General features: G+C 59.1%; 18 protein-coding genes. 13 read left to right on the plus strand and 5 right to left on the minus strand.

The window, feature by feature from the left end; all coding sequences use genetic code 11:
- Positions 1-40 precede the first annotated feature (40 nt).
- From FVV99_RS06970 to lexA, 4 genes are all read right to left on the minus strand, one after another.
- Complete coding sequence (locus FVV99_RS06970; protein ID WP_148253345.1) at positions 41-571, minus strand: chromate transporter; 531 nt, start codon at positions 569-571, stop codon at positions 41-43.
- Complete coding sequence (locus tag FVV99_RS06975; protein ID WP_148253346.1) at positions 568-1,131, minus strand: chromate transporter; 564 nt, start codon at positions 1,129-1,131, stop codon at positions 568-570. Before FVV99_RS06975 ends, FVV99_RS06970 begins: the two co-directional genes overlap by 4 nt.
- A gap of 190 nt (positions 1,132-1,321) precedes the next feature.
- The gene (locus tag FVV99_RS06980; RefSeq protein ID WP_148253347.1) at positions 1,322-1,936 is read right to left on the minus strand and encodes an IMPACT family protein; all 615 of its coding nucleotides are present in this window, start codon (positions 1,934-1,936) and stop codon (positions 1,322-1,324) included.
- Positions 1,936-2,406, minus strand: a complete 471-nt coding sequence (gene lexA / locus FVV99_RS06985) for a transcriptional repressor LexA (RefSeq protein WP_148253348.1) — start codon at positions 2,404-2,406, stop codon at positions 1,936-1,938. Before lexA ends, FVV99_RS06980 begins: the two co-directional genes overlap by 1 nt.
- A gap of 252 nt (positions 2,407-2,658) precedes the next feature.
- Between lexA and ccmA the strand changes: the two genes are divergently transcribed.
- The 13 genes from ccmA to FVV99_RS07050 all read left to right on the plus strand — a co-directional run bounded on the left by ccmA (position 2,659) and on the right by FVV99_RS07050 (position 17,525).
- Positions 2,659-3,294 carry a cytochrome c biogenesis heme-transporting ATPase CcmA gene (ccmA, locus tag FVV99_RS06990; protein ID WP_148253349.1) on the plus strand — a complete coding sequence of 212 codons (636 nt, stop codon included), beginning with the start codon at positions 2,659-2,661 and terminating at the stop codon, positions 3,292-3,294.
- A complete protein-coding gene (ccmB, locus tag FVV99_RS06995; RefSeq protein WP_148253350.1) occupies positions 3,291-4,007 on the plus strand; it encodes a heme exporter protein CcmB in 717 nt (238 codons plus the stop codon). The genes ccmA and ccmB overlap by 4 nt, the downstream gene beginning before the upstream one ends.
- 44 nt (positions 4,008-4,051) lie before the next feature.
- Positions 4,052-4,789 (plus strand): heme ABC transporter permease, encoded by a 738-nt coding sequence (locus FVV99_RS07000; RefSeq protein WP_148253351.1) that lies wholly within the window; start codon positions 4,052-4,054, stop codon positions 4,787-4,789.
- The gene (gene ccmD, locus FVV99_RS07005; protein WP_148253352.1) at positions 4,789-4,992 is read left to right on the plus strand and encodes a heme exporter protein CcmD; all 204 of its coding nucleotides are present in this window, start codon (positions 4,789-4,791) and stop codon (positions 4,990-4,992) included. The genes FVV99_RS07000 and ccmD overlap by 1 nt, the downstream gene beginning before the upstream one ends.
- On the plus strand, positions 4,982-5,449 hold the full coding sequence (gene ccmE, locus FVV99_RS07010; RefSeq protein ID WP_148253353.1) for a cytochrome c maturation protein CcmE: 468 nt from the start codon (positions 4,982-4,984) through the stop codon (positions 5,447-5,449). The genes ccmD and ccmE overlap by 11 nt, the downstream gene beginning before the upstream one ends.
- Before the next feature lie 10 nt (positions 5,450-5,459).
- Positions 5,460-7,460, plus strand: coding sequence for a heme lyase CcmF/NrfE family subunit (locus FVV99_RS07015; RefSeq protein ID WP_148253354.1), 2,001 nt, complete (start codon positions 5,460-5,462; stop codon positions 7,458-7,460).
- Positions 7,457-7,987 (plus strand): DsbE family thiol:disulfide interchange protein, encoded by a 531-nt coding sequence (locus FVV99_RS07020; protein WP_148253355.1) that lies wholly within the window; start codon positions 7,457-7,459, stop codon positions 7,985-7,987. Before FVV99_RS07015 ends, FVV99_RS07020 begins: the two co-directional genes overlap by 4 nt.
- Entirely contained in the window at positions 7,975-8,442 is a 468-nt protein-coding gene (locus FVV99_RS07025) for a cytochrome c-type biogenesis protein (protein ID WP_148253356.1), read from the plus strand. Before FVV99_RS07020 ends, FVV99_RS07025 begins: the two co-directional genes overlap by 13 nt.
- Positions 8,439-9,677, plus strand: a complete 1,239-nt coding sequence (gene ccmI, locus FVV99_RS07030) for a c-type cytochrome biogenesis protein CcmI (protein ID WP_148253357.1) — start codon at positions 8,439-8,441, stop codon at positions 9,675-9,677. Before FVV99_RS07025 ends, ccmI begins: the two co-directional genes overlap by 4 nt.
- The gene (gene smc / locus FVV99_RS07035; protein ID WP_148253358.1) at positions 9,677-13,177 is read left to right on the plus strand and encodes a chromosome segregation protein SMC; all 3,501 of its coding nucleotides are present in this window, start codon (positions 9,677-9,679) and stop codon (positions 13,175-13,177) included. Before ccmI ends, smc begins: the two co-directional genes overlap by 1 nt.
- Before the next feature lie 217 nt (positions 13,178-13,394).
- Positions 13,395-15,098, plus strand: a complete 1,704-nt coding sequence (gene zipA / locus FVV99_RS07040) for a cell division protein ZipA (RefSeq protein WP_148253359.1) — start codon at positions 13,395-13,397, stop codon at positions 15,096-15,098.
- A 127-nt stretch (positions 15,099-15,225) separates the two neighbouring features.
- Positions 15,226-17,262 (plus strand): NAD-dependent DNA ligase LigA, encoded by a 2,037-nt coding sequence (gene ligA / locus FVV99_RS07045; RefSeq protein WP_148253360.1) that lies wholly within the window; start codon positions 15,226-15,228, stop codon positions 17,260-17,262.
- Positions 17,259-17,525 (plus strand): YheU family protein, encoded by a 267-nt coding sequence (locus tag FVV99_RS07050; protein WP_148253361.1) that lies wholly within the window; start codon positions 17,259-17,261, stop codon positions 17,523-17,525. Before ligA ends, FVV99_RS07050 begins: the two co-directional genes overlap by 4 nt.
- A 73-nt stretch (positions 17,526-17,598) precedes the next feature.
- Here the strand turns inward: FVV99_RS07050 and FVV99_RS07055 are convergent, their stop codons facing one another.
- Positions 17,599-18,900 carry a 2-hydroxycarboxylate transporter family protein gene (locus FVV99_RS07055; protein WP_148253362.1) on the minus strand — a complete coding sequence of 434 codons (1,302 nt, stop codon included), beginning with the start codon at positions 18,898-18,900 and terminating at the stop codon, positions 17,599-17,601.
- Between the last annotated feature and the right edge of the window lie 158 nt (positions 18,901-19,058).

Here is a 19,058-nt window from a genome sequence, read left to right on the forward strand (position 1 = left end):
GAGATGCGCCTGGCACGTCGATTCAGGGGCGCGGCTTGCGTCAACCGAGGAATATACCGCCATAAACGAGAGCGCCGGCAACGACAAAGGCTGGATGTATCTTGAAACGCAGCAGAGCAATGGCTGCCGCCAGACCGATCAATACGGTATGTACAGCACCGGCTCCATTGAGACCATCCGTGAAAAAGCTCCAGGTCAGCCATGCCATCATCATGGCGATTACCGGGCGTACCCATTGGCTCATGCGCTTGACGCGCGGAGAATCCCGGTGGCGATAGAGCAGTCCCAGGGCTCCCAGCATCAACAAGAGCGAAGGCACTACCGTGGCGAAAACAGCGATCAGGGCGCCGCCGATCCCGGCAACATCGAATCCTACCTGGCCTGCCATCTTGGTGGCGATCGGGCTGGGTAGCGAGTTGCCGAGTGCCAGGGTCTCCGCGAATTCCTGACCGCTCATCCAACCGTAGCGGCCAACGACTTCCGCCTCGATCAACGGAATGATCGCCGGACCTCCGCCATAGCCGATGATGTTGGGGATGAAAAACGCCAGGAACAGGTGCCAGTAGATCATGACGTTTCCCCCTTGCTCGATGCAGAGGGACGCAGCAGGGCAGCGGCCAGAAGCGCACCGACGACCAGCCCGGGGTGAACGCCGAGCCAGTAGATGATAGTGCCGGAAGCGGCCATCATGGCTAGCGTGATCCACGGCCCCAATGTCAGACGCGACTTGCGCCAGAAGTCCCATGTCAACTGCCCCATCATGATCATGACGACAGGCACCACACCTTGGCCCATGCCACGGATCCAGTCGACGTCTCGGTAGCGACTGAATAGTCCCAGCAGCAGGATCATGGCCACGATCATCGGGAGAATGACGGCCAGTACGGCATTGATGCAGCCAATGACACCACCAATGCGGTAGCCGATGTAACCGGGAATCTTGGTGGCAATGGGGCCCGGCAACGTATTGCCGATGGCGAGAATATCGGCAAACCTGTCGTCATCGACCCACGCATGGCGGCTCACGACTTCCTCGCGAATCAGGGGGATCATGGCCGGACCGCCGCCGAATCCCAGTAGGCCAATACGCAGGAATGACCAGAACAGGGCAGGTTGTGTTGACAGTATCATCTCGAACTATCCTTAGTCGCGAGTGCGTGGCTTGGGCGAGCGGTTCTGATCGATTTGGTATAGTTTGACTGATTTTTTGCTTTTCATCGTTATATAGTAAAAAAATCGATTATTCGTGCAAGCCAATATAGGGGTGGTGCAGTGCAGGGTCAAGCGACGTGGTAGCGAGCGATCGTGGGGAATAAAGCGGTCAGTCCGGTAGGAATAGGCGTCCCTTGAGTCGAGCATGAAGCTCAGTTGACGAAGGACCATCGTCCTCTGGCCAACCTACGGACAGGGTGACCCCGGCGCTGTCGTAATCGGCCCGTTCGATAGGAATGGCGTGATCGGCTAACCAGGCCCTGGTCTCTGCTTCACTGGCGAAATCGACTTGCAAGCGACGTTGTCGTCGTTCGATGTGGTCCCGGCGGGGCAGACTGGCAAGAGCCTGGTTTACCGCCTGGGCATAAGCTCGCGCCAGCCCCCCGGTACCGAGTTTGGTGCCGCCGAAATAGCGAGTGACAACACAACCGATCTGGCCCAGATCAGCACCTTCCAGCACGCGGTACATCGGCCGGCCGGCGGTGCCACCGGGCTCACCGTCATCGGAAAAGCCGATGGCATTCTGTTCGCCAGGCGCTCCGGCGATGAAGGCATGGCAGTGGTGGCTGGCATCAGGGTAGGCTTGCCTGGCCTGATGCAGCAGGATGTCGACATCCTCGATGCAAGACGTATAGGCAACCCAGGCGATGAACCGGCTTTTTTCGACGTTCAGTTCGCTATCGTGCCGTTGGCCTGGCTCCAGGTCGGGGATCGAGTAACGCATCAGGCAGCCGTCGCGGGTTGGCGCATCACACCCATGACCAGTCCGAGCACTTGAATGTCGTCGTTCTTCAGATAAATGGGATCCATGTCATGGTTGGCGGGCTGTAATCTCACACCGGATTTCTCGATATAGAACTTTTTGAGAGTGACTTCCTGATCGTTGATCATCACGACGGCGGTCTCGCCGTTTTCGGCGCTTTCTTGTCGCTCGATGATGATGACGTCACCGTCGAAGATGTTGCAGTCGATCATGGAGTTTCCGCAGACCCGAAGGGCGTAAGTGTTGCGTTTGACCATGCGCGATGGTATCTGGACATAGGATTCATCGGGGCAGGCCTCGATAGGTAGACCGGCCGCTACGCGACCCAGCAAGGGTATATCGATCAGATCCTCATCCTTGATCTCTTCCCAAGCATCGCTCATGGGCAGGTTAGGCTGTCGGTACAGGTAGTGCGGAGTCGTTTGCAGCATGATCATTACTCCCTGGACGCGGTGCAGGCCTGTCATGCAGGGCGCATGATGACCTGTTTATATTTACAGTTATTTTGAAGCTTAGCAACCTTTGACGATCTGGCAAGTGGATCGGCCGGCATGGATCTTGTACGTCGATGGACCGTTGCCTGATCTTACACTAAAGTCATTGGCTGACGCAGCGCCAATGCTGGCGGGGAAAGGGCTTTCCATGTAGAGTGCCGAGCGGATTACCGATGCTGGGAGACACTGGTGAGCTTTCGCCTGCAAGCACAGGAGTTGACCTGTGAGCGCGACGATCGTTGCCTTTTCCGTGACCTCGACATTGAGGTGGGAAGTGGTGATCTGGTGCGCATCGAAGGTCCCAATGGTAGTGGGAAGACCACCCTGCTTAAAATTCTTTCCGGTCAACTGGACGATTATCGGGGCTCTCTCTCGTGGTGTGGCCAGGACTTGAGATCGGTGCGCGGTACCTTCCTTGCTAATCTGCTTTATCTGGGGCATACGTCAGGCGTCAATGCGGGATTGACTGCGTTGGAAAACCTGGCCTGGTATCAGGCATTGAGTGGTGATATCGGGGACACTGCCGGTCGTATGGCAGCGCTGGCGTCGGTCGGGCTTGCAGGTTTCGAGGACGTCCTGGTAGCTCAGCTCTCAGCCGGTCAACAGCGTCGTGTCGCACTGGCGCGCCTGGAACTGACGCCACGCCCACTGTGGATCCTCGACGAACCGTTCACCGCAATCGACAAGGAGGGTGTGGCCGCTCTGGAACATCGACTTGTCAGTCATGTGAGTCAGGGGGGCAGCGTGCTGATGACGACGCATCACGAAATGCCTTCCCTTGGTCAGGTACGTTCCATTCGGCTGGGCGAGATGAGGTGGCAATGAGTCATGTCGGTCCCCTCACGTTACGGGAACCCCGTGGCGGTCTTGGAGTCGCAGTGGTGGCTACCCTACGTCGGGATATGACGTTGAAATTGCGTCGTCGCAGCGAAGTCATGAACCCGCTGGTGTTTTTTGCCCTGGTCATAACGCTGTTCCCGTTGGGGGTCGCCCCCGAGAGCAAGCTGTTGTCGACGATCGCGCCGGGATTGTTATGGGTAGCGGCGTTGCTGGCGACACTGCTTTCGCTGGATTCGTTGTTTCGGGTGGATTTCGATGATGGCAGCCTTGAACAGATGATGCTGTCGCATCAGCCATTGGCGATGCTGGTGTTGCCCAAGGTGGCGGCTCACTGGCTATTGACGGGTTTGCCGCTGGCGTTGATGGCGCCCCTTTTGGGTGTTCTGCTGTCATTGCCGGCGGGTAGCTATGGCGTACTCAGTCTCTCGCTGGCACTGGGGAGCGCCAGCCTGAGCCTGGTGGGCGCCATCGGGGCAGCGCTTACCGTCGGCGTGTCGCGGGGGGGCGTGTTATTGTCATTGCTGGTGTTACCGTTGTATATCCCGGTACTCATATTTGGTACTGGCGCCATTCAGGCGGCGATCGCCGGCAGCGGTGTAGCGCCGCATCTGGCAATGTTAGGCGCGATGCTTGCGGCCGCGCTCATGCTGGCACCCTGGGCCATTGCAGCGTCGCTTCGCATCAGTCTCAATGGATAACGAGCATAATTAATGACAACGACCGATTGAGGACTAGCTAAGGCATGTGGCGCATTATTCACCAACTCGGGTCTCCCAAGGGCTTCTATACCTTGAGTGCGAGACTGCAACCCTGGGTCTGGGCTGCCGCCGCGTTGCTGATGCTGATCGGTGGCCTTTGGGGGTTGCTGTATGCGCCGGCGGATTACCAGCAGGGCGATAGCTTCCGCATCATCTACGTTCATGTGCCGGCGGCATTCCTGGCACAATCGATTTTCGTTGGCCTTGCCGTTGCCGCCGTCGTTTTCCTGGTCTGGAAAATCAAAGTCGCCGACATGGCTGCATCGGTCATGGCACCGTTCGGTGCGGGAATGACATTCGTGGCTCTGTTTTCCGGTGCTGTATGGGGAGTGCCGACATGGGGGACCTGGTGGGTATGGGATGCGCGTCTTACCTCGATGCTGATCCTGTTATTCCTCTACATTGGCATCATTGCGCTGCGCGGGGCATATGCGCACCGAGACAGCGGCTCGCGAGCCGCTTCCGTGCTGGCCATCGTTGGCGTGATCAATATCCCTATCATCAAGTATTCTGTCGAGTGGTGGAATACCCTTCATCAGCCGGCCACGTTCAGTATCACCGAGCGCCCAGCAATGCCGGCGGAAATGTGGCTCCCCTTGCTATTGATGGTGGTCGGCTTCTATTGCTTTTGCATCGCCTTGACGCTGATGCGCACGCGCAATGAAATACTGCGCCGGGAGTCGAGCAAACGCTGGGTGCGTGACTTGGTGAGGGGGCAGTGATGGCGTTCGATTCTGTGTCTTCCTTCCTGGCCATGGGGGGGTATGCCGCTTATGTTTGGCCTGCTTGGGGAGTGACCCTGGCGTTGTTGGTGGGTGCAGTGATCCATGCGCGGGCCGAACGACGCCTGTTGATGCGCGATCTGAAGCGTCGGGAACGCCGCCAGACTCATGTCTCGTCGAAGGAAGGCGTCGATGCATCCTAAGCGCAAGCAGAAACTTTTCATTATCATGGGCTTGCTTTCCCTGGCGGCGATTGCCGTCGGGTTGACGCTTTATGCGCTGCGCAGCAACGTCAACCTGTTTTTCAGCCCGATGCAGATTGCCGACGGAGAAGCCCCGATGGAGCGCCAGATTCGAGCCGGCGGTATGGTCAAGGAAGACAGTGTGTCGCGTAATTCCGAGAATCTGGATGTCGTGTTCACTGTCACCGACTATGTGGACGATCTGGAAGTGCGCTACAGCGGTATCCTTCCCGACTTGTTCCGGGAGGGACAGGGCGTCGTGGTCGTAGGCGAGATGAGGGAAGGCGGGTATTTCCAGGCCAGCGAGGTCATGGCCAAACATGACGAGAATTATATGCCCAAGGAAGTGGCCGATGCGCTCGAGGAATCCGGCTATTCACCCGAGGATTATGGGGTAAAGGTCAAGGGCGCCGATTAATGGAGCTGCCATGCCGATCAAGATGATTCCTGAAATTGGCCACTTCGCTCTGATCGTCGCGGTATTGATGGCGGTGATTCAGACCGTCATGCCACTGGCCGGTGCGGCCACGCGACGCCCTCTGTGGATGGCTTACGCTTCCCCGATGGCAATGGGGCAGTTCATTTTCGTTCTGTTCGCCTACTTGTGTTTGACAGCCAGCTACATGCTGGACGATTTCAGCGTGGTCAATGTCGCCAACAATTCCAACTCGATGTTGCCTTGGTATTATAAGTTCAGCGCCGTATGGGGGAATCATGAGGGCTCGGTACTTCTGTGGAGTCTGATCCTTGCCGGTTGGGGGTTCGCTGTCAGTCGCTGCTCGACGGGGCTGCCGCGCGATATGGTGGCCCGCGTGCTCGGCGTGATGGGGATGGTCTCGGCCGGTTTCCTGCTGTTCGTGCTGGTGACCTCGAACCCCTTCGAACGTTCGCTCCCCAGGGTTCCCGCTGATGGTGCCGACCTGAATCCCCTGTTGCAGGATTTTGGTCTGATCATCCATCCGCCCATGCTATACATGGGATATGTGGGGTTTTCCGTGGTCTTCGCGTTTGCGATTGCCGCCTTGCTCGGTGGTCGGTTGGACTCGGCCTGGACGCGTTGGGTTCGCCCCTGGACGAACGTAGCCTGGGCATTTTTGACCGTTGGCATCGCACTGGGGAGTTGGTGGGCCTACTATGAACTCGGCTGGGGCGGCTGGTGGTTCTGGGACCCTGTCGAGAACGCGTCCCTGTTGCCCTGGTTGACCGGCACCGCCTTGATTCATTCGCTGGCAGTGACCGAGAAGCGGGGAAGTTTCAAGAGTTGGACCGTGTTGCTGGCCATCTTCACCTTCTCGTTGTCGTTGTTAGGCACGTTTCTGGTGCGCTCTGGCGTACTGACATCGGTTCATTCGTTCGCCAATGATCCCTCACGCGGTCTGTTCATATTGGTCCTGTTGGGCATCACGGTGGGGCTGTCCCTGTTGGTATTCGCACTGCGCGCCCCTCGGGTCAGTCATGTCGTCGGATTTGGACTGGTCTCACGGGACTCGCTGCTGCTGGTCAACAACATTCTGCTTGTCATCATGACTGTCACGGTGTTGTTGGGAACACTGTACCCCTTGCTGCTTGATGCCTTCGGACTGGGCAAGATCAGCGTTGGTCCTCCGTACTTCAATGCGCTGTTCGTACCGTTGACGGTACTGTTATGCATCTTCATGGGACTCGGGCCGGTTGCTCGCTGGAAGCGCATGGCCGGTGGTGAGTTGCGTCGCCGCTTATGGCTCGCCGGTGTGGTCGCCCTGGCCATCGCCGCTTTGGCACCGCTCGTCTATGGCGGTGAATGGAATCTCTGGGTATCGCTGGGATTGGTGGCAGCGCTCTGGGTCGTGTTGCCGCTGGTGCGTGACATGACCGACAAGGTTCGCAAGGCAGCGTCGCTCTGGCAGGGGGTGCGGCGTCAGTCCCTGGCGTATTGGGGCATGGTGCTGGGCCATCTTGGCATGGCGGTCACGATCGTCGGAGTCACGGTGGTATCCAACTACAGCGTTGAGGAAAACGTGCGTATGGCGCCTGGCGATAGTGCCGACGTGGCAGGCTACACCTTCACTATGACTGGGTTGGAGAGTCGGCGTGGCGCCAACTTCCTGGCCGATACCGCAATCATGAAGGTCGAAGGCGATGACGGTGAGCACCTCTTCGTCATGGAACCGGAAAAGCGTCTCTATCTCGCGCGTGGCATGCCGCTGACCCAGGTGGCTTTGCGCCCCGGCCCGCTGCGTGACCTGTACGTGGCGATGGGTGAGGAGCTCGATGGCGATGCCTGGGCGATGCGTCTCCAGTACAAACCCATGGTGCGTTGGTTGTGGCTGGGTGCGATACTCATGGCGTCCGGTGGCTTGCTGGCTGTTGTCGACCGTCGCTACCGACGCCGGTCGACCGTCCAGTCGGGCAGTGAGTCGAGTTCGTCGGCACAGGAGGCGACGGCATGAAGCGTCGGTTGCTATTGCTGTTGCCGTTGGCTGGATTCATCGGGTTGGCGATCTTCCTGTACATGGGGTTATCGATGGACCCGTTCGGTCGTGATTCGGCACTATTGTCCGAGGAATTTCCCCCCTTTGAACTGTCGACGCTCGCGGAGCCGGATCGTCGTGTCGACGAATCGCTGTTCGAAGGGGAGGTCACGGTCGTCAATGTGTGGGGCGAGTGGTGCCCGACCTGCAAGCAGGAAATGCCGCAGTTGCTTGATCTGGCCGATCGTGGCATTCGCCTCATCGGCATCGATTACAAGGATACGCGCGATAAAGGGCGTGAATTCCTCGATGAGTTCGGTAACCCCTTCGAACTCAACATTTTCGATCCCAATGGCGACCTGGGCTTCGAGCTTGGCGTTTACGGCGCACCTGAGACATTCATCGTCGATGCTGACGGCGTGATCCGCTATCACCATACCGGCTACATCAAGCCAGAAGACGTGCGTGACACCATTTTGCCGGAGGTGGAAAAATGGCAGCGATAGGCCGCACCCTGATGGTACTGTGCCTGGTTGCTCTGGCTGGCGCGGTCAATGCCGATGCCGTGCGCGATTTCGATGATCCGGTCGTGGAAAAACGCTACCGTGAGTTGACGGCGTCGATGCGTTGCCCCAAATGCGAGAATCAGGCAATCGATGATTCCAACTCGCCGGTTTCCGCGGATATGCGCGATCGGGTGTATACCCTGCTTCAGGAAGGACGTTCGGATCGAGAGATTCAGGATTTCATGGTGGATCGTTTTGGCGACTATGTGCTCTACAACCCACGCCTCGAAGGGCGAACCCTGTTGCTCTGGGGGCTGCCTTTTGCATTGCTTGTCGTGGGTGCCACCGTCGTTGCCCTGATCGTGAGAGTCAGGCGCCGTGCATCCGCTCAGGCACTCTCGGCAGAGGAGCGTGCCCGGCTGGATGAGTTGATTCACAGCGAGAGGACCGAATGACGATACTCTGGCTTGCCTTTGCGCTGCTGTTGCTGCCGGCCCTGTGGCTGCTGGTTCGCCCATTGCGTCTGGCATCCGGCGTGCGCGATACCCAACAGTCCTATGAAGCCAATGACGTCACGACACAGCAGAATGTGTCAATTTATCGCCGTCGCCTGGCGTCACTGCAAGCCGCACGCGACCGGGGAGACGTCGACTCCGTGCGTTTCGAGGAGGATCGCCTCGAGCTTGAGCGCAATCTGCTCGACGATACCCAGGATACGGCGCGCCGCCCTCTCAAGCATGCTGGCTCGGGACGTATCGCCGTACCTGTCGTCATGCTATTGATGGTGGCAGCCAGCGTGGTGTGGTATCAGCAACGAGGCAGTGAAGGCGACTTATCGTTGTATGCCACTCAGCAGAAGGTAAGCAACCACCCCGATGGCTCGAACGCGATGATGATCGAGGCACTCGAGCGAGAAGCTGTTGCGCAGCCCGGCAATCCCAACGTCTGGTCCTCGCTGGTTCCTCTGTATCGAGAAACCGGCCAGGCGTCGGAAGCGATCCAGGCGTTGGAGCGCTTGATCGAGTTGGAAGGTCGCCATCCATCGCTGCTTGCGCAACTGGCGCAGACCCAGTATTTCGCTGCTGATCGAACCATGAGCGATGAGACGCAAGCTTTGGTGGATGAGGTGTTGCAAGCGGATCCACGCAATCCGAGCGTGCTCGGCATGCTGGGAATCCAGGCTTTCGATGAGGCGCGTTACGAGGAGGCCATCGAGCATTGGCGCCGGGCGATTGCGGGCCATGACAATCCCGATGCCGCCGCATCGCTACGTGAAGGCATTGCTGAAGCCCAGCGTCGGCTGGGCGTATCGGAGCCCAGGGTCGATGCCGGCATGGCCGGGACTGCCGGCATTCGCATACGCGTCAGTCTCGATGAGGCACTGGCTGATCGGGTCGAGACGGGCGATACCGTATATGTGATTGCCCGCGACCCGGAAGGCGAAGGCCCGCCTCTGGCCGTGGCGCGTGCACGAGCCGATGAGTTGCCGCTGACGTTGACGCTCGATGATGGCCATGCCATGAGCGAGCAGGCGCAACTTTCCGATGTCAGCGAAGCGAGACTCATGGTGCGTGTGTCCTCCAGTGGCCAGGCCACTCCCCAGCAGGGCGATCTGTTCGGTGAGCACGAGGCCGTTCCTGTAGGGCGTGACGAGACGGTGGATATCGTCATCGATCGGGTATTCGACTGATGCGGTTGACATCGATCAAGCTGGTAGGTTTCAAGTCATTCGTCGACCCGGTAACCGTTCCCTTTGACGGCAACATGACAGCCATCGTCGGGCCCAACGGGTGTGGTAAATCCAACATCATCGATGCCGTACGGTGGGTCATGGGGGAATCCTCGGCCAAGACGCTGCGCGGCGAATCGATGACGGATGTCATCTTCAACGGTTCCACGACGCGCAAGCCGGTCGGCCAGTCATCCATCGAATTGTTGTTCGACAATCGCGATGGAAGCATGGGCGGGCCGTATGCCCAGTACGCTGAAATTGCCGTCAAGCGCCAGGTAAATCGCGATAGTCAGTCGACCTATTTCTTCAATGGCCAGAAATGCCGTCGTCGCGATATCGCCGACTTGTTTTTGGGCACTGGCCTGGGACCGCGCTCCTACTCAATCATTGGTCAAGGCATGATTTCGCGCTTGATCGAAGCACGCCCCGAGGAGTTGCGCGCCACCCTCGAGGAAGCCGCGGGCATTTCCAAGTACAAGGAGCGGCGCCGCGAGACCGAAAACCGTATGCGCCGCACGCAGGAAAACCTGGCACGGCTCGATGACATTCGCGAGGAACTGGATAAACAGCTGGAGCGCCTCGAACGCCAGGCCGAAGCGGCCAAACGCTATCAGTCGCTGCAGCAGCAGGAACACCGCTTGAAGGGGGAGCTGGCCCTGTTGCGGGCCCGCGCTCTGCGTCATGAGCAGCAGGAAGATGAACGGCGTGCCACTGAATTGGAAACGGCGATAGAGCGCGAATTGCTGGGCCAACGGCAGTGTGAGACACGCCTTGAACAGGCGCGTGGCGATCACGATAATCTCGCTGCAGAACTCGAAGGACACCAGGCCCGTTTCTACGAGACCACGGCCGCCATCGCCAGACTCGAGCAGGATCTGGCGCATGCGCGCTCACGCGAGTCGCAGTTGGCTAGCGATCTTGAGGCCACTCAGCGGGAACTGGCTGAACTCGATGAACTCGGCGGGGCGGATGCCGAGCGGCTGGTCGAGCTGGACGAACGACTTGCCGAGATCGACCCCCGGCGGGATGAGGTCGCTGAATCCCTGGCTCATCTGGAAAGCGAGATCGAGGAGGCCGAGTCCCGTCATGCTGAGATCGCCGAGCGCTGGGAAGCCCTCAGCGAATCGCACCGCCAAGCCGGTTACGAGGCGGACCGGGCCCAGGATCGGGTACACAACTTGGAGCAAGCGCTAGAAGCGCTTGCCGCCGAAGAACAGCGTCGTCGCCAACAACATGGCGAGTTGCCCGATATCGAGGCGCTTCAGACTCAGCGTAGTGAACTGAACGAGCAGCGAGACAATGCCGAAGCTGCATTCGAGCGTGTCGAAAACCGGCGTCTCGAGTTGCAACGACAGCGTAGCGCGATTCAGCAGCAAATCTCGGACGATGAGCAAGTGCGCGAATCCGAACGTCAAGTCAGAAGCCGGCTGCAAGGGGAACTGGCATCATTGGACGCGTTGATTCAGGCCGGGCTGGCGGATCATGATGCGGCGCTCGAGGAATTCCTGGCACAGAAGGGGCTCGACGATGCACCGCGTCTGGGGGAATGTCTCCAGGTCGACCCGGATTGGGAAGAGGTCGTTTCCTGGGTGCTCTCTCCCTGGATCGGTGCTCGGTTGGTACCTGACACTCGCTGGCGGGATACGCTGGAAGGACTCACCAGTGGCGAACTCCCGTTGTTGGCCGCTCGGGATGACAGCGAGCCTGCCGCTGCCGGTCGGCTGGCCGCGAAGGTGCATGGTGCCGGTGCCGCTGGCTCACTGTTGGCCGGCATCATATGTGCCCGCTCCCATGATGACGCCTGGCAACAGCGGTCATCGCTGAAGGCCGGCGAAAGCCTGATCACGTCTGACGGCTTGTGGCTGGGGCGGGACTGGGTACGACGTCGTTGTTCCGCGGAAGCCGGTGACAGCCTGCTGACCAGCCGCCGTCGCCGTGACGAAGTGGCCGAGGAACTGGCAACGATCGATGCCCGGCTGACCGATCAGGATCAGCGTCTCGACGAGGCGCGAGAACGGCTGCGTGAGTGTGAAACGGAGCTGGAACATTGCCACCAGGATTCGCTCGACCGTGATCAGCAACGCCAGCAGGTCAAACTGCGCGAATCCAACCTGGCGACACGGCTCGACCATAGGGAAGCGCGTGCGCGCGAACTCGACGAGGAGTTCGAGAGATTGGCTGAGCAGCGCGAGACGCGTCGCGCTGAACTCGAGGAGGCGCGCAATCAGTGGCAGGTTGCAATGGCAACGCTCGATGACACGACACGCCAACGTGGCTCCATCGATGAGGAGCGTCGCCAGGCTCAGGAGCATTTGACTGCACTCCGTGATCGTCGACGGCCGTTGGCCGAACAGTCACAACAGTTGGCCCTCGAGCATCAGCGCTTGACTACCGAACGATCTGGCCTGGTTCAGCAGCGCCAGCGCGCGGAACAATCGCGAGCGCGCTTGTTGGAGAAACGTGATGAATTGCAGGCTCAGCGCGAGCAACTGCGGGAGCCAGAAGCAGACAGCCAGGAGCGTCTGGAGGCATTGCTTCAACAACGTGACCGTGATGAGCGCGCGCTGAATGAATGTCGTGATCGGGCTGCCGGGCTGGCGGAGCAGTTGCGACACGATGAACAGGCTCGGCAGCAACACGAGCAGGAACTGGCACGTTTGCGTGAGCAGCTTCAGGAAACGCGCATGCAGATTCAAGCACTGATGCTGAAAGCCGAGACTCAGGATGAGCAGCTTACCGAGCTGGGTCACGATGCCGAGGAACTGGCCCGCACACTGGATGCCGACGCTACCGAGTCGGCCTGGCAGAGTCATCTCGAGAGCGTCACTGACAGGATCCGTCGTCTTGGCGCCATCAACCTTGCGGCTATTGAAGAATACGATCAGCAGGCCGAGCGTCGCGATTACCTCGATGGACAACATGCCGAATTAAGTGAAGCATTGGAGACATTGGAGCGGGCTATCCGCAAGATAGATCAGGAAACGAGGACTCGATTCAAGCAGACCTTTGATCGGGTCAATGCAGGTCTGGGGGAACTTTTTCCCAAGGTCTTTGGTGGTGGAACCGCATGGTTGACGCTGACCGGCGAGGATTTGCTGGAGACTGGGGTTGCGATCATGGCATGCCCTCCCGGCAAGAAGAATACATCCATTCACTTGCTATCCGGTGGCGAAAAGGCTTTGACAGCACTGTCGCTGGTTTTTGCTATATTTCATCTCAATCCGGCACCGTTTTGTCTGCTCGATGAAGTCGATGCCCCTCTTGATGATGTCAATGTGAGTCGCTACGCCAATCTGGTTAAAGACATGTCCGAGTCGGTTCAGTTCATTTATATCACCCACAATAAGATTGCGATGGAATCCGCAGAACGATTGCTAGGTGTTACCATGCAGGAACCTGGGGTATCTCGGCTTGTCTCAGTCGGCGTTGAAGAAGCGACAGAGTTGGCTGACGCATGAAAGGCTTGCAATGACCCGTCCAACCGGTTTACAAGGAAAGAAGACCGATGAAGTTCAGGGACTACCGAAGGGCGATTGCTCTGGGCGCAAAAAGTTCCCCACCAGAAATTGATGGAACTTGACATTCAAAAAAAGTGGCCCTTTTTTTGGAATTCGCGCTATGCTGTTGACGAACAATGTACAGGCATGGCGCCTAAGCAAACAGGCAAGACGACCCATGGAACTAAGAGAGTGGCTTATCATCCTGGGGCTGGCGCTGGTGACCATCATCGTTATTGATGGTGTTCGTCGCCTTCAGCGCCAGCGTAGAGTCCCCCGCTTGGACCGGGCCGACAGCGCGTCGACCGGCGGGAGTGAGGGGAAGGAACCGGTGGATCCCGAACAGGCTGCCCGCGAAGCGGAAGTCAGTTGGGAGTTGCCTAACGGCGGCGCTCGGGTCATCAGGCCGGCGGAGCACGACGTCAAACCCAAACCCAAGATAAAACGACAGGATCATCCTGGTCCGTCTCGTGTGCTGTCGGAGTGGCGTCGTCAATATAATGATGCGTCATCCGACCCGTCATCGACTGCTGCCGAGGCATCCCCCTCCCGGGAAACGTCCTCTCCTGCCAGGGAATCCAGTCGAGAGACAACGCGCGCTCAGACGTCCAGGCCAGCTCCCGAGCAACAACCTCGGCCTGAGGTGGCGGCTCGTGATGAAACGGCAGGGACGCATGCAGCCGTCGGCGACGAACGAGTCGCGCAGGACCGGTCTGACCGCAGCGCATTTCCGCCTTCCCCTGAAACCGAGTCACCTACGGGCGAGGCGGCTTATACTGGCGTCAGCGCCGATGATGACAGCGCCGCTAGCGATGGTGACGAAGCCCGGCGTGAGCCGACTCTGGCTGCCTTTTCCGCCGATGAGGCCAATGAAGCAGATGCCGCTGCTGCGCCACTCTCTGCGGATCCGGAAGATCATGGCGATTACCATGATGCGGAGCGTTATCGTCTTGTCGATGTGGAAGGCGTGACCGATTCGCTGAAATCCAAGTCCGCCAAGGTCGGGGCTTCCGTGCAACGCTTCGGCACCTCCCTGCAAAAGGGGCTGTCGGAGCGCAGGGAACATCGCAAGAAGCATAAGCTCGACAAGGCGCAAGCCAAGGCTGAAGAACAGGCACGCAAGAATAGCCGTCGCCAGCAGGCCCAGGCCGAGAAGGACGCCCGGGAAAAAGAAGCTCGGCTAGCAGCAGAGCGTGAGCGCCTGGAACGCGAAGCCATCGACGCCCAGGATTACGATGATCCCCTCTTCGTACCGCGTGGCGCGCCCTCGGCCTCCGATCATTCGGCCGGCGCTCATGACGACGAGCGCTCCAGCACGGCGGAATACGCACGCGACGGTAGCGATGAAGGCTCGCCTGGAGTGACGTCACATCCTTCCTTCGAACGTGTGTTGCGTAATGACGTGAATGCTGATCATGCGCGTGAGACATTGGTGAATGCCGAAGAAGTCATCGTCATCAGTGTCATGTCGCATGAGGAGGAGGGGTTCTCCGGCGCCGCCTTGCTTGACCTGTTGCTGGCATGCGGTCTGCGTTACAGCAGCGATATGGGAGTCTTCCACCGTTTCGAAACCGAAGATCCCAACAGCGAACTGCAATTCTCGATGGTCAACGTGGTGAAGCCGGGGACGTTCCCCATCCAGTCGATGGATGATTTCCGAACGCCCGGTGTGACGCTGCTGATGCCACTCCCTTGTGCGAGTGACACCTTGTCCTCGTTCGAAGCCATGGTGGAAACGGCCATGGTAGTGGTTCGTCACCTTGGCGGTGAGCTCAAGGATGAGAACCATAGTGTCATGACCGCTCAGACTGTCGAATTTGCCCGTCAGCGGGTCCAGGAGTTCGAGCGTCGGCATCGATTGCACCGCTATCAGGCAACGTAGCGGTAAACCAGTCGCGTGAAGCAGTGAGGAAACCAACCTCGTGACACATTCACGGGGTTGTTTTCTTCCGGGCAAATATCAAGAATCGTTGGCTTACGGCTTACCCCTTCGACCGAGACAGGATCGCATGACCCAGCCCGACAAGGACACGCTCGACGACGTTGCGCGACTGCGCCGCGAGCTTGAAGATGCCAACTACCGCTATTACGTGCTCGACGAACCGGCCATTCCCGATGCCGAGTATGATCGTATGTTACGTCGTCTTCAGGAGATCGAATCCGATTATCCTGAGTTGGTGACGCCGGATTCGCCGACCCAACGTGTCGGAGCAGCACCCGCCGATGGTTTCCCCGAAGTCGAGCATGCCGTACCCATGTTGTCGTTGGATAATGCCTTCGATGAAGAAGAGCTGGCCGCTTTCGTCAAACGCCTTGGCGAACGGCTGGAACGGGATGCTGAACAGCTCGCGTTCTGCTGTGAACCCAAGCTGGATGGAACCGCTGTCGCGCTGGTGTATGAAAATGGCGTTTTGGTCAGTGGCGCGACGCGTGGCGATGGTCGCACTGGTGAAGGTATCACCACCAATCTGCGGACGCTGCGCTCGATTCCTCTGCGACTGCGCGGTGATGAAGTCCCCGGTCTGCTCGAGGTTCGTGGCGAGGTGATCATGAGCCACCAGGGGTTCGAGGCTCTCAACGCACGTGCTCGAGAGCATGGCGATAAGGTCTTCGCCAATCCCCGCAACGCTGCTGCAGGCAGCCTGCGTCAACTCGATCCACGCATTACGGCGACCCGCCCGCTGGAATTCTGCGCTTACCAAGTGGCTCGACTCGATGAGGATCTGACAACGGGCAGCCATTCGGCATTGATGGAGCGCCTGCAAGGCTACGGCTTTCGCACCAGTCCGGGGTGGCAGGTGGTCAAGGGCACGCACGGGTTGATCGATTATTGCCGTTGGCTCGGCGAGCGCCGCGACGCGCTGGGCTACGATATCGATGGTGCCGTGATCAAGGTCGATGACCTGCGCTTGCAGCGGGAACTGGGCTTCGTTGCCCGCGCACCGCGGTGGGCGACCTCCTTCAAATTTCCAGCCCAGGAGCAGATTACTCAGCTCAACGATGTCGAATTTCAAGTCGGTCGTACTGGTGCGATTACGCCTGTGGCGCGCCTTGAACCGGTCTCCGTGGCGGGCGTGACCGTGTCCAACGCGACCCTGCACAACGCAGATGAAATCGCACGTCTCGGTGTAAAAATCGGCGACTGGGTCGGAGTGCGACGAGCCGGTGATGTCATCCCCCAGGTGGTGCGCGTGTTGGAAGATCGGCGACCCGACACGGCACAGGAGATTGTCTTTCCCGAACGGTGTCCCGTCTGCGGTTCCCAGATCGAGCGTCTCGAAGACGAAGCGGTGGCCCGTTGTTCCGGCGGGTTGTATTGCAGCGCTCAACGCAAGGAGGCGTTGAAGCATTTTGCCGGCCGCCGAGCACTGGATATCGATGGTCTCGGCGAGAAACTCATCGATCAACTGGTCGACAAGGGCTGGGTCGAATCGCTAGGCGATCTGTTCCGTCTGACCGTCGATCAGCTGGCCGAATTACCACGCATGGGCAAAAAGTCATCACAGAACCTGGTCAATGCGCTGGAAGCGTCCAAGGACACGACACTGCCGCGCTTCATCTATGCACTGGGGATCCGCGAAGTCGGTGAAGCGACTGCTGCCAATCTGGCCCGACATTTCGGCACGCTGGAGGCGCTGATGGCGGCCGACAAGGCATCGCTGGAAACCGTGGACGATGTCGGGCCGGTGGTGGCTGCACATATCCATATTTTCTTCCAGCAACCGCATAACCGCGCGACCATCGATGACCTGAGACGGGCAGGACTGCGCTGGGCGGAGAGCGTCGTCGAAGTGCGTCCGCAGCCGCTGACGGGCCAGACCTGGGTGTTGACCGGCACGTTGGAATCCATGACGCGCGATGAAGGCAAGGCGCGTCTTCAGGCGCTGGGAGCCAAGGTGTCAGGTAGCGTCTCGCAGAAAACCGCCTGTGTCGTTGCGGGACCCGGCGCCGGAAGCAAACTGGCCAAGGCCGAAGAGCTTGGTGTCGACGTGCTGGATGAGGCGAGTTTCATCGAACGACTCAATGAATGGGAGAGTCAGACATGAGCGGACGTTTCGTCGAGGTACCCCATACCATGCTGCCAGGCGAGACGCTGGATGCACTACTGGAAGCCTTCGTGACTCGCGAGGGCTATGACACGACCGATACCGGCGACGGCATGCGTGGTTGGGTCCGTGAGCTCAAGCGACAGCTGGAGCGCGGCGACTTGTTGATCGCTCACGATCTTCAGACGGAGATGACCGAAGTGATGACACTGACGCAGTGGCGAGCTTTCGGTCGTGATGTCGGCGATGACGAAGAAGGATAGCGTCATCATGTCGGCGGCGGGCTCCCTGGGGGGCATGGAGGAGCCCACCCAGGGGAAATGGCGGGATGTCGGGTTACAGTAGCAGCGGGATCCCCGTCCCAGAGATCAACAGAATCAACGCGCCGCCAAGACGCGAAGAGATTTGCGCGAAAGGCATCAACTGCATGCGCCGCGCTGCGGAAAGCACGGCGACATCTCCGGTTCCGCCCATGTTCGCCATGCACAGCCCTGCCGTAATGGCCGACTCGATCGGGTAGAAGCCTACCAACTTGCCGAGCAGGCCAGCGCCCAGAGTGGCTCCCGTCACCACGGCGAAGACGATCATGACATAAGTGGGTGTCAGGGCCTCGATCACTGTGCCCAGATCCGTATAGGCCACACCGATACCGAACAACAAGGCAAACGTCCAGTTCCGGGCGACGAAGCCATACCACTGGCTGGCGGCGTCTGCCAGCGTTTGTGGCACCATGCCTGTGATCTTGAACAGGGCGACCAGAATGATCATCAAGGCGTAAGGGTGCAGTGGAACCAACTGGCCGAGCAGTTGCCCGCTAACGTAAAATCCCAAGGACAGCATAACGCCGATACCCAGGGCACCGAGATCCAGTTGGGGCTGGTGATCCTCGAGCTCGACCCCGGCCATGATCTGCCCATTGCCGGTCAGGTTGGGATAGCGTTCACCGAGTTTGGCGAGCAGGCTGGCAAAGACAATGGCGAAGACATTGCCCAGCGCCAGGGCAGGCACCAACAGCGAAATATAATAACTGGCCGGCTGGCCCAGCAACTGTTCATAGATCTGGCTCATCGGCACTGCACCCGCTCCCATGCCGCCACCAAGGATCGGCAAGGTGATCACCAGCACGGCATCGCCGATGCTGAAACCGACCAACATACCGGCGAGTGCGGCTAATACGACGGCGCCAATCACCGCACCGATAATCGGTACGAAGTAGCGTGTACCGATTTGCACGAGTGCTTTCGGATCCATGCCCAGGATACTGCCGGTAATCAGGGCGGCGATATAGAAATTGAGAAAGCCTCCGCCTTTCATGAAATCGGTGACCGTCGTGTTGACGCTATCCGGCATCACCGGGAAGTACATCAGCGTCGCAGCACCGAAGATAGCCAGGATGGCACCTCCGCCCAGGTAGGTACGTACGATCGGCATGCGGTCACCAACGAAGCCGAGGGCCTCACCGAAGATCATCATGATCAGCAGACCGCCAATCATGCCCGTTGGCAAGGAGTCGGTATAGATGGCGGCCAGCAAGACTATGGCCATGAGGGAAAACGCGGGCACCGGCATGCCCGCAACGCGTGGCCAGCTTGGGCGATTGTCAGTGCGTTTGGCAGTAGAGGTCAGGGTATGATTCATGGCGTCTCCTTCGAGCCGCCGCTGTCAGGATAAGCGGTCGGCCTCTTGGCCGTTCAGGGATAGCTTGGGTGTGGGCAGGATAAGTGCTGAGCCGTCGTGACCAAGATTGGCGAAGTTTGTAAATTGTTTTGTCATTATTGAAAGCGCTGCCTGGCGTG

This window comes from Aidingimonas lacisalsi, from assembly GCF_008079445.1.
Taxonomy (GTDB): domain Bacteria; phylum Pseudomonadota; class Gammaproteobacteria; order Pseudomonadales; family Halomonadaceae; genus Aidingimonas; species Aidingimonas lacisalsi.

Bases quoted from the DNA above. Each gene is read 5' to 3' on its own strand.
- FVV99_RS06970 (WP_148253345.1), bottom strand. From the start codon at position 571: ATGATCTACTGGCACCTGTTCCTGGCGTTTTTCATCCCCAACATCATC.
- FVV99_RS06975 (WP_148253346.1), bottom strand. From the start codon at position 1,131: ATGATACTGTCAACACAACCTGCCCTGTTCTGGTCATTCCTGCGTATT.
- FVV99_RS06980 (WP_148253347.1), bottom strand. From the start codon at position 1,936: ATGCGTTACTCGATCCCCGACCTGGAGCCAGGCCAACGGCACGATAGC.
- lexA (WP_148253348.1), bottom strand. From the start codon at position 2,406: ATGCTGCAAACGACTCCGCACTACCTGTACCGACAGCCTAACCTGCCC.
- ccmB (WP_148253350.1), top strand. From the start codon at position 3,291: ATGAGTCATGTCGGTCCCCTCACGTTACGGGAACCCCGTGGCGGTCTT.
- FVV99_RS07000 (WP_148253351.1), top strand. From the start codon at position 4,052: ATGTGGCGCATTATTCACCAACTCGGGTCTCCCAAGGGCTTCTATACC.
- ccmD (WP_148253352.1), top strand. From the start codon at position 4,789: ATGGCGTTCGATTCTGTGTCTTCCTTCCTGGCCATGGGGGGGTATGCC.
- ccmE (WP_148253353.1), top strand. From the start codon at position 4,982: ATGCATCCTAAGCGCAAGCAGAAACTTTTCATTATCATGGGCTTGCTT.
- FVV99_RS07015 (WP_148253354.1), top strand. From the start codon at position 5,460: ATGCCGATCAAGATGATTCCTGAAATTGGCCACTTCGCTCTGATCGTC.
- FVV99_RS07020 (WP_148253355.1), top strand. From the start codon at position 7,457: ATGAAGCGTCGGTTGCTATTGCTGTTGCCGTTGGCTGGATTCATCGGG.
- FVV99_RS07025 (WP_148253356.1), top strand. From the start codon at position 7,975: ATGGCAGCGATAGGCCGCACCCTGATGGTACTGTGCCTGGTTGCTCTG.
- ccmI (WP_148253357.1), top strand. From the start codon at position 8,439: ATGACGATACTCTGGCTTGCCTTTGCGCTGCTGTTGCTGCCGGCCCTG.
- smc (WP_148253358.1), top strand. From the start codon at position 9,677: ATGCGGTTGACATCGATCAAGCTGGTAGGTTTCAAGTCATTCGTCGAC.
- zipA (WP_148253359.1), top strand. From the start codon at position 13,395: ATGGAACTAAGAGAGTGGCTTATCATCCTGGGGCTGGCGCTGGTGACC.
- ligA (WP_148253360.1), top strand. From the start codon at position 15,226: ATGACCCAGCCCGACAAGGACACGCTCGACGACGTTGCGCGACTGCGC.
- FVV99_RS07050 (WP_148253361.1), top strand. From the start codon at position 17,259: ATGAGCGGACGTTTCGTCGAGGTACCCCATACCATGCTGCCAGGCGAG.
- FVV99_RS07055 (WP_148253362.1), bottom strand. From the start codon at position 18,900: ATGAATCATACCCTGACCTCTACTGCCAAACGCACTGACAATCGCCCA.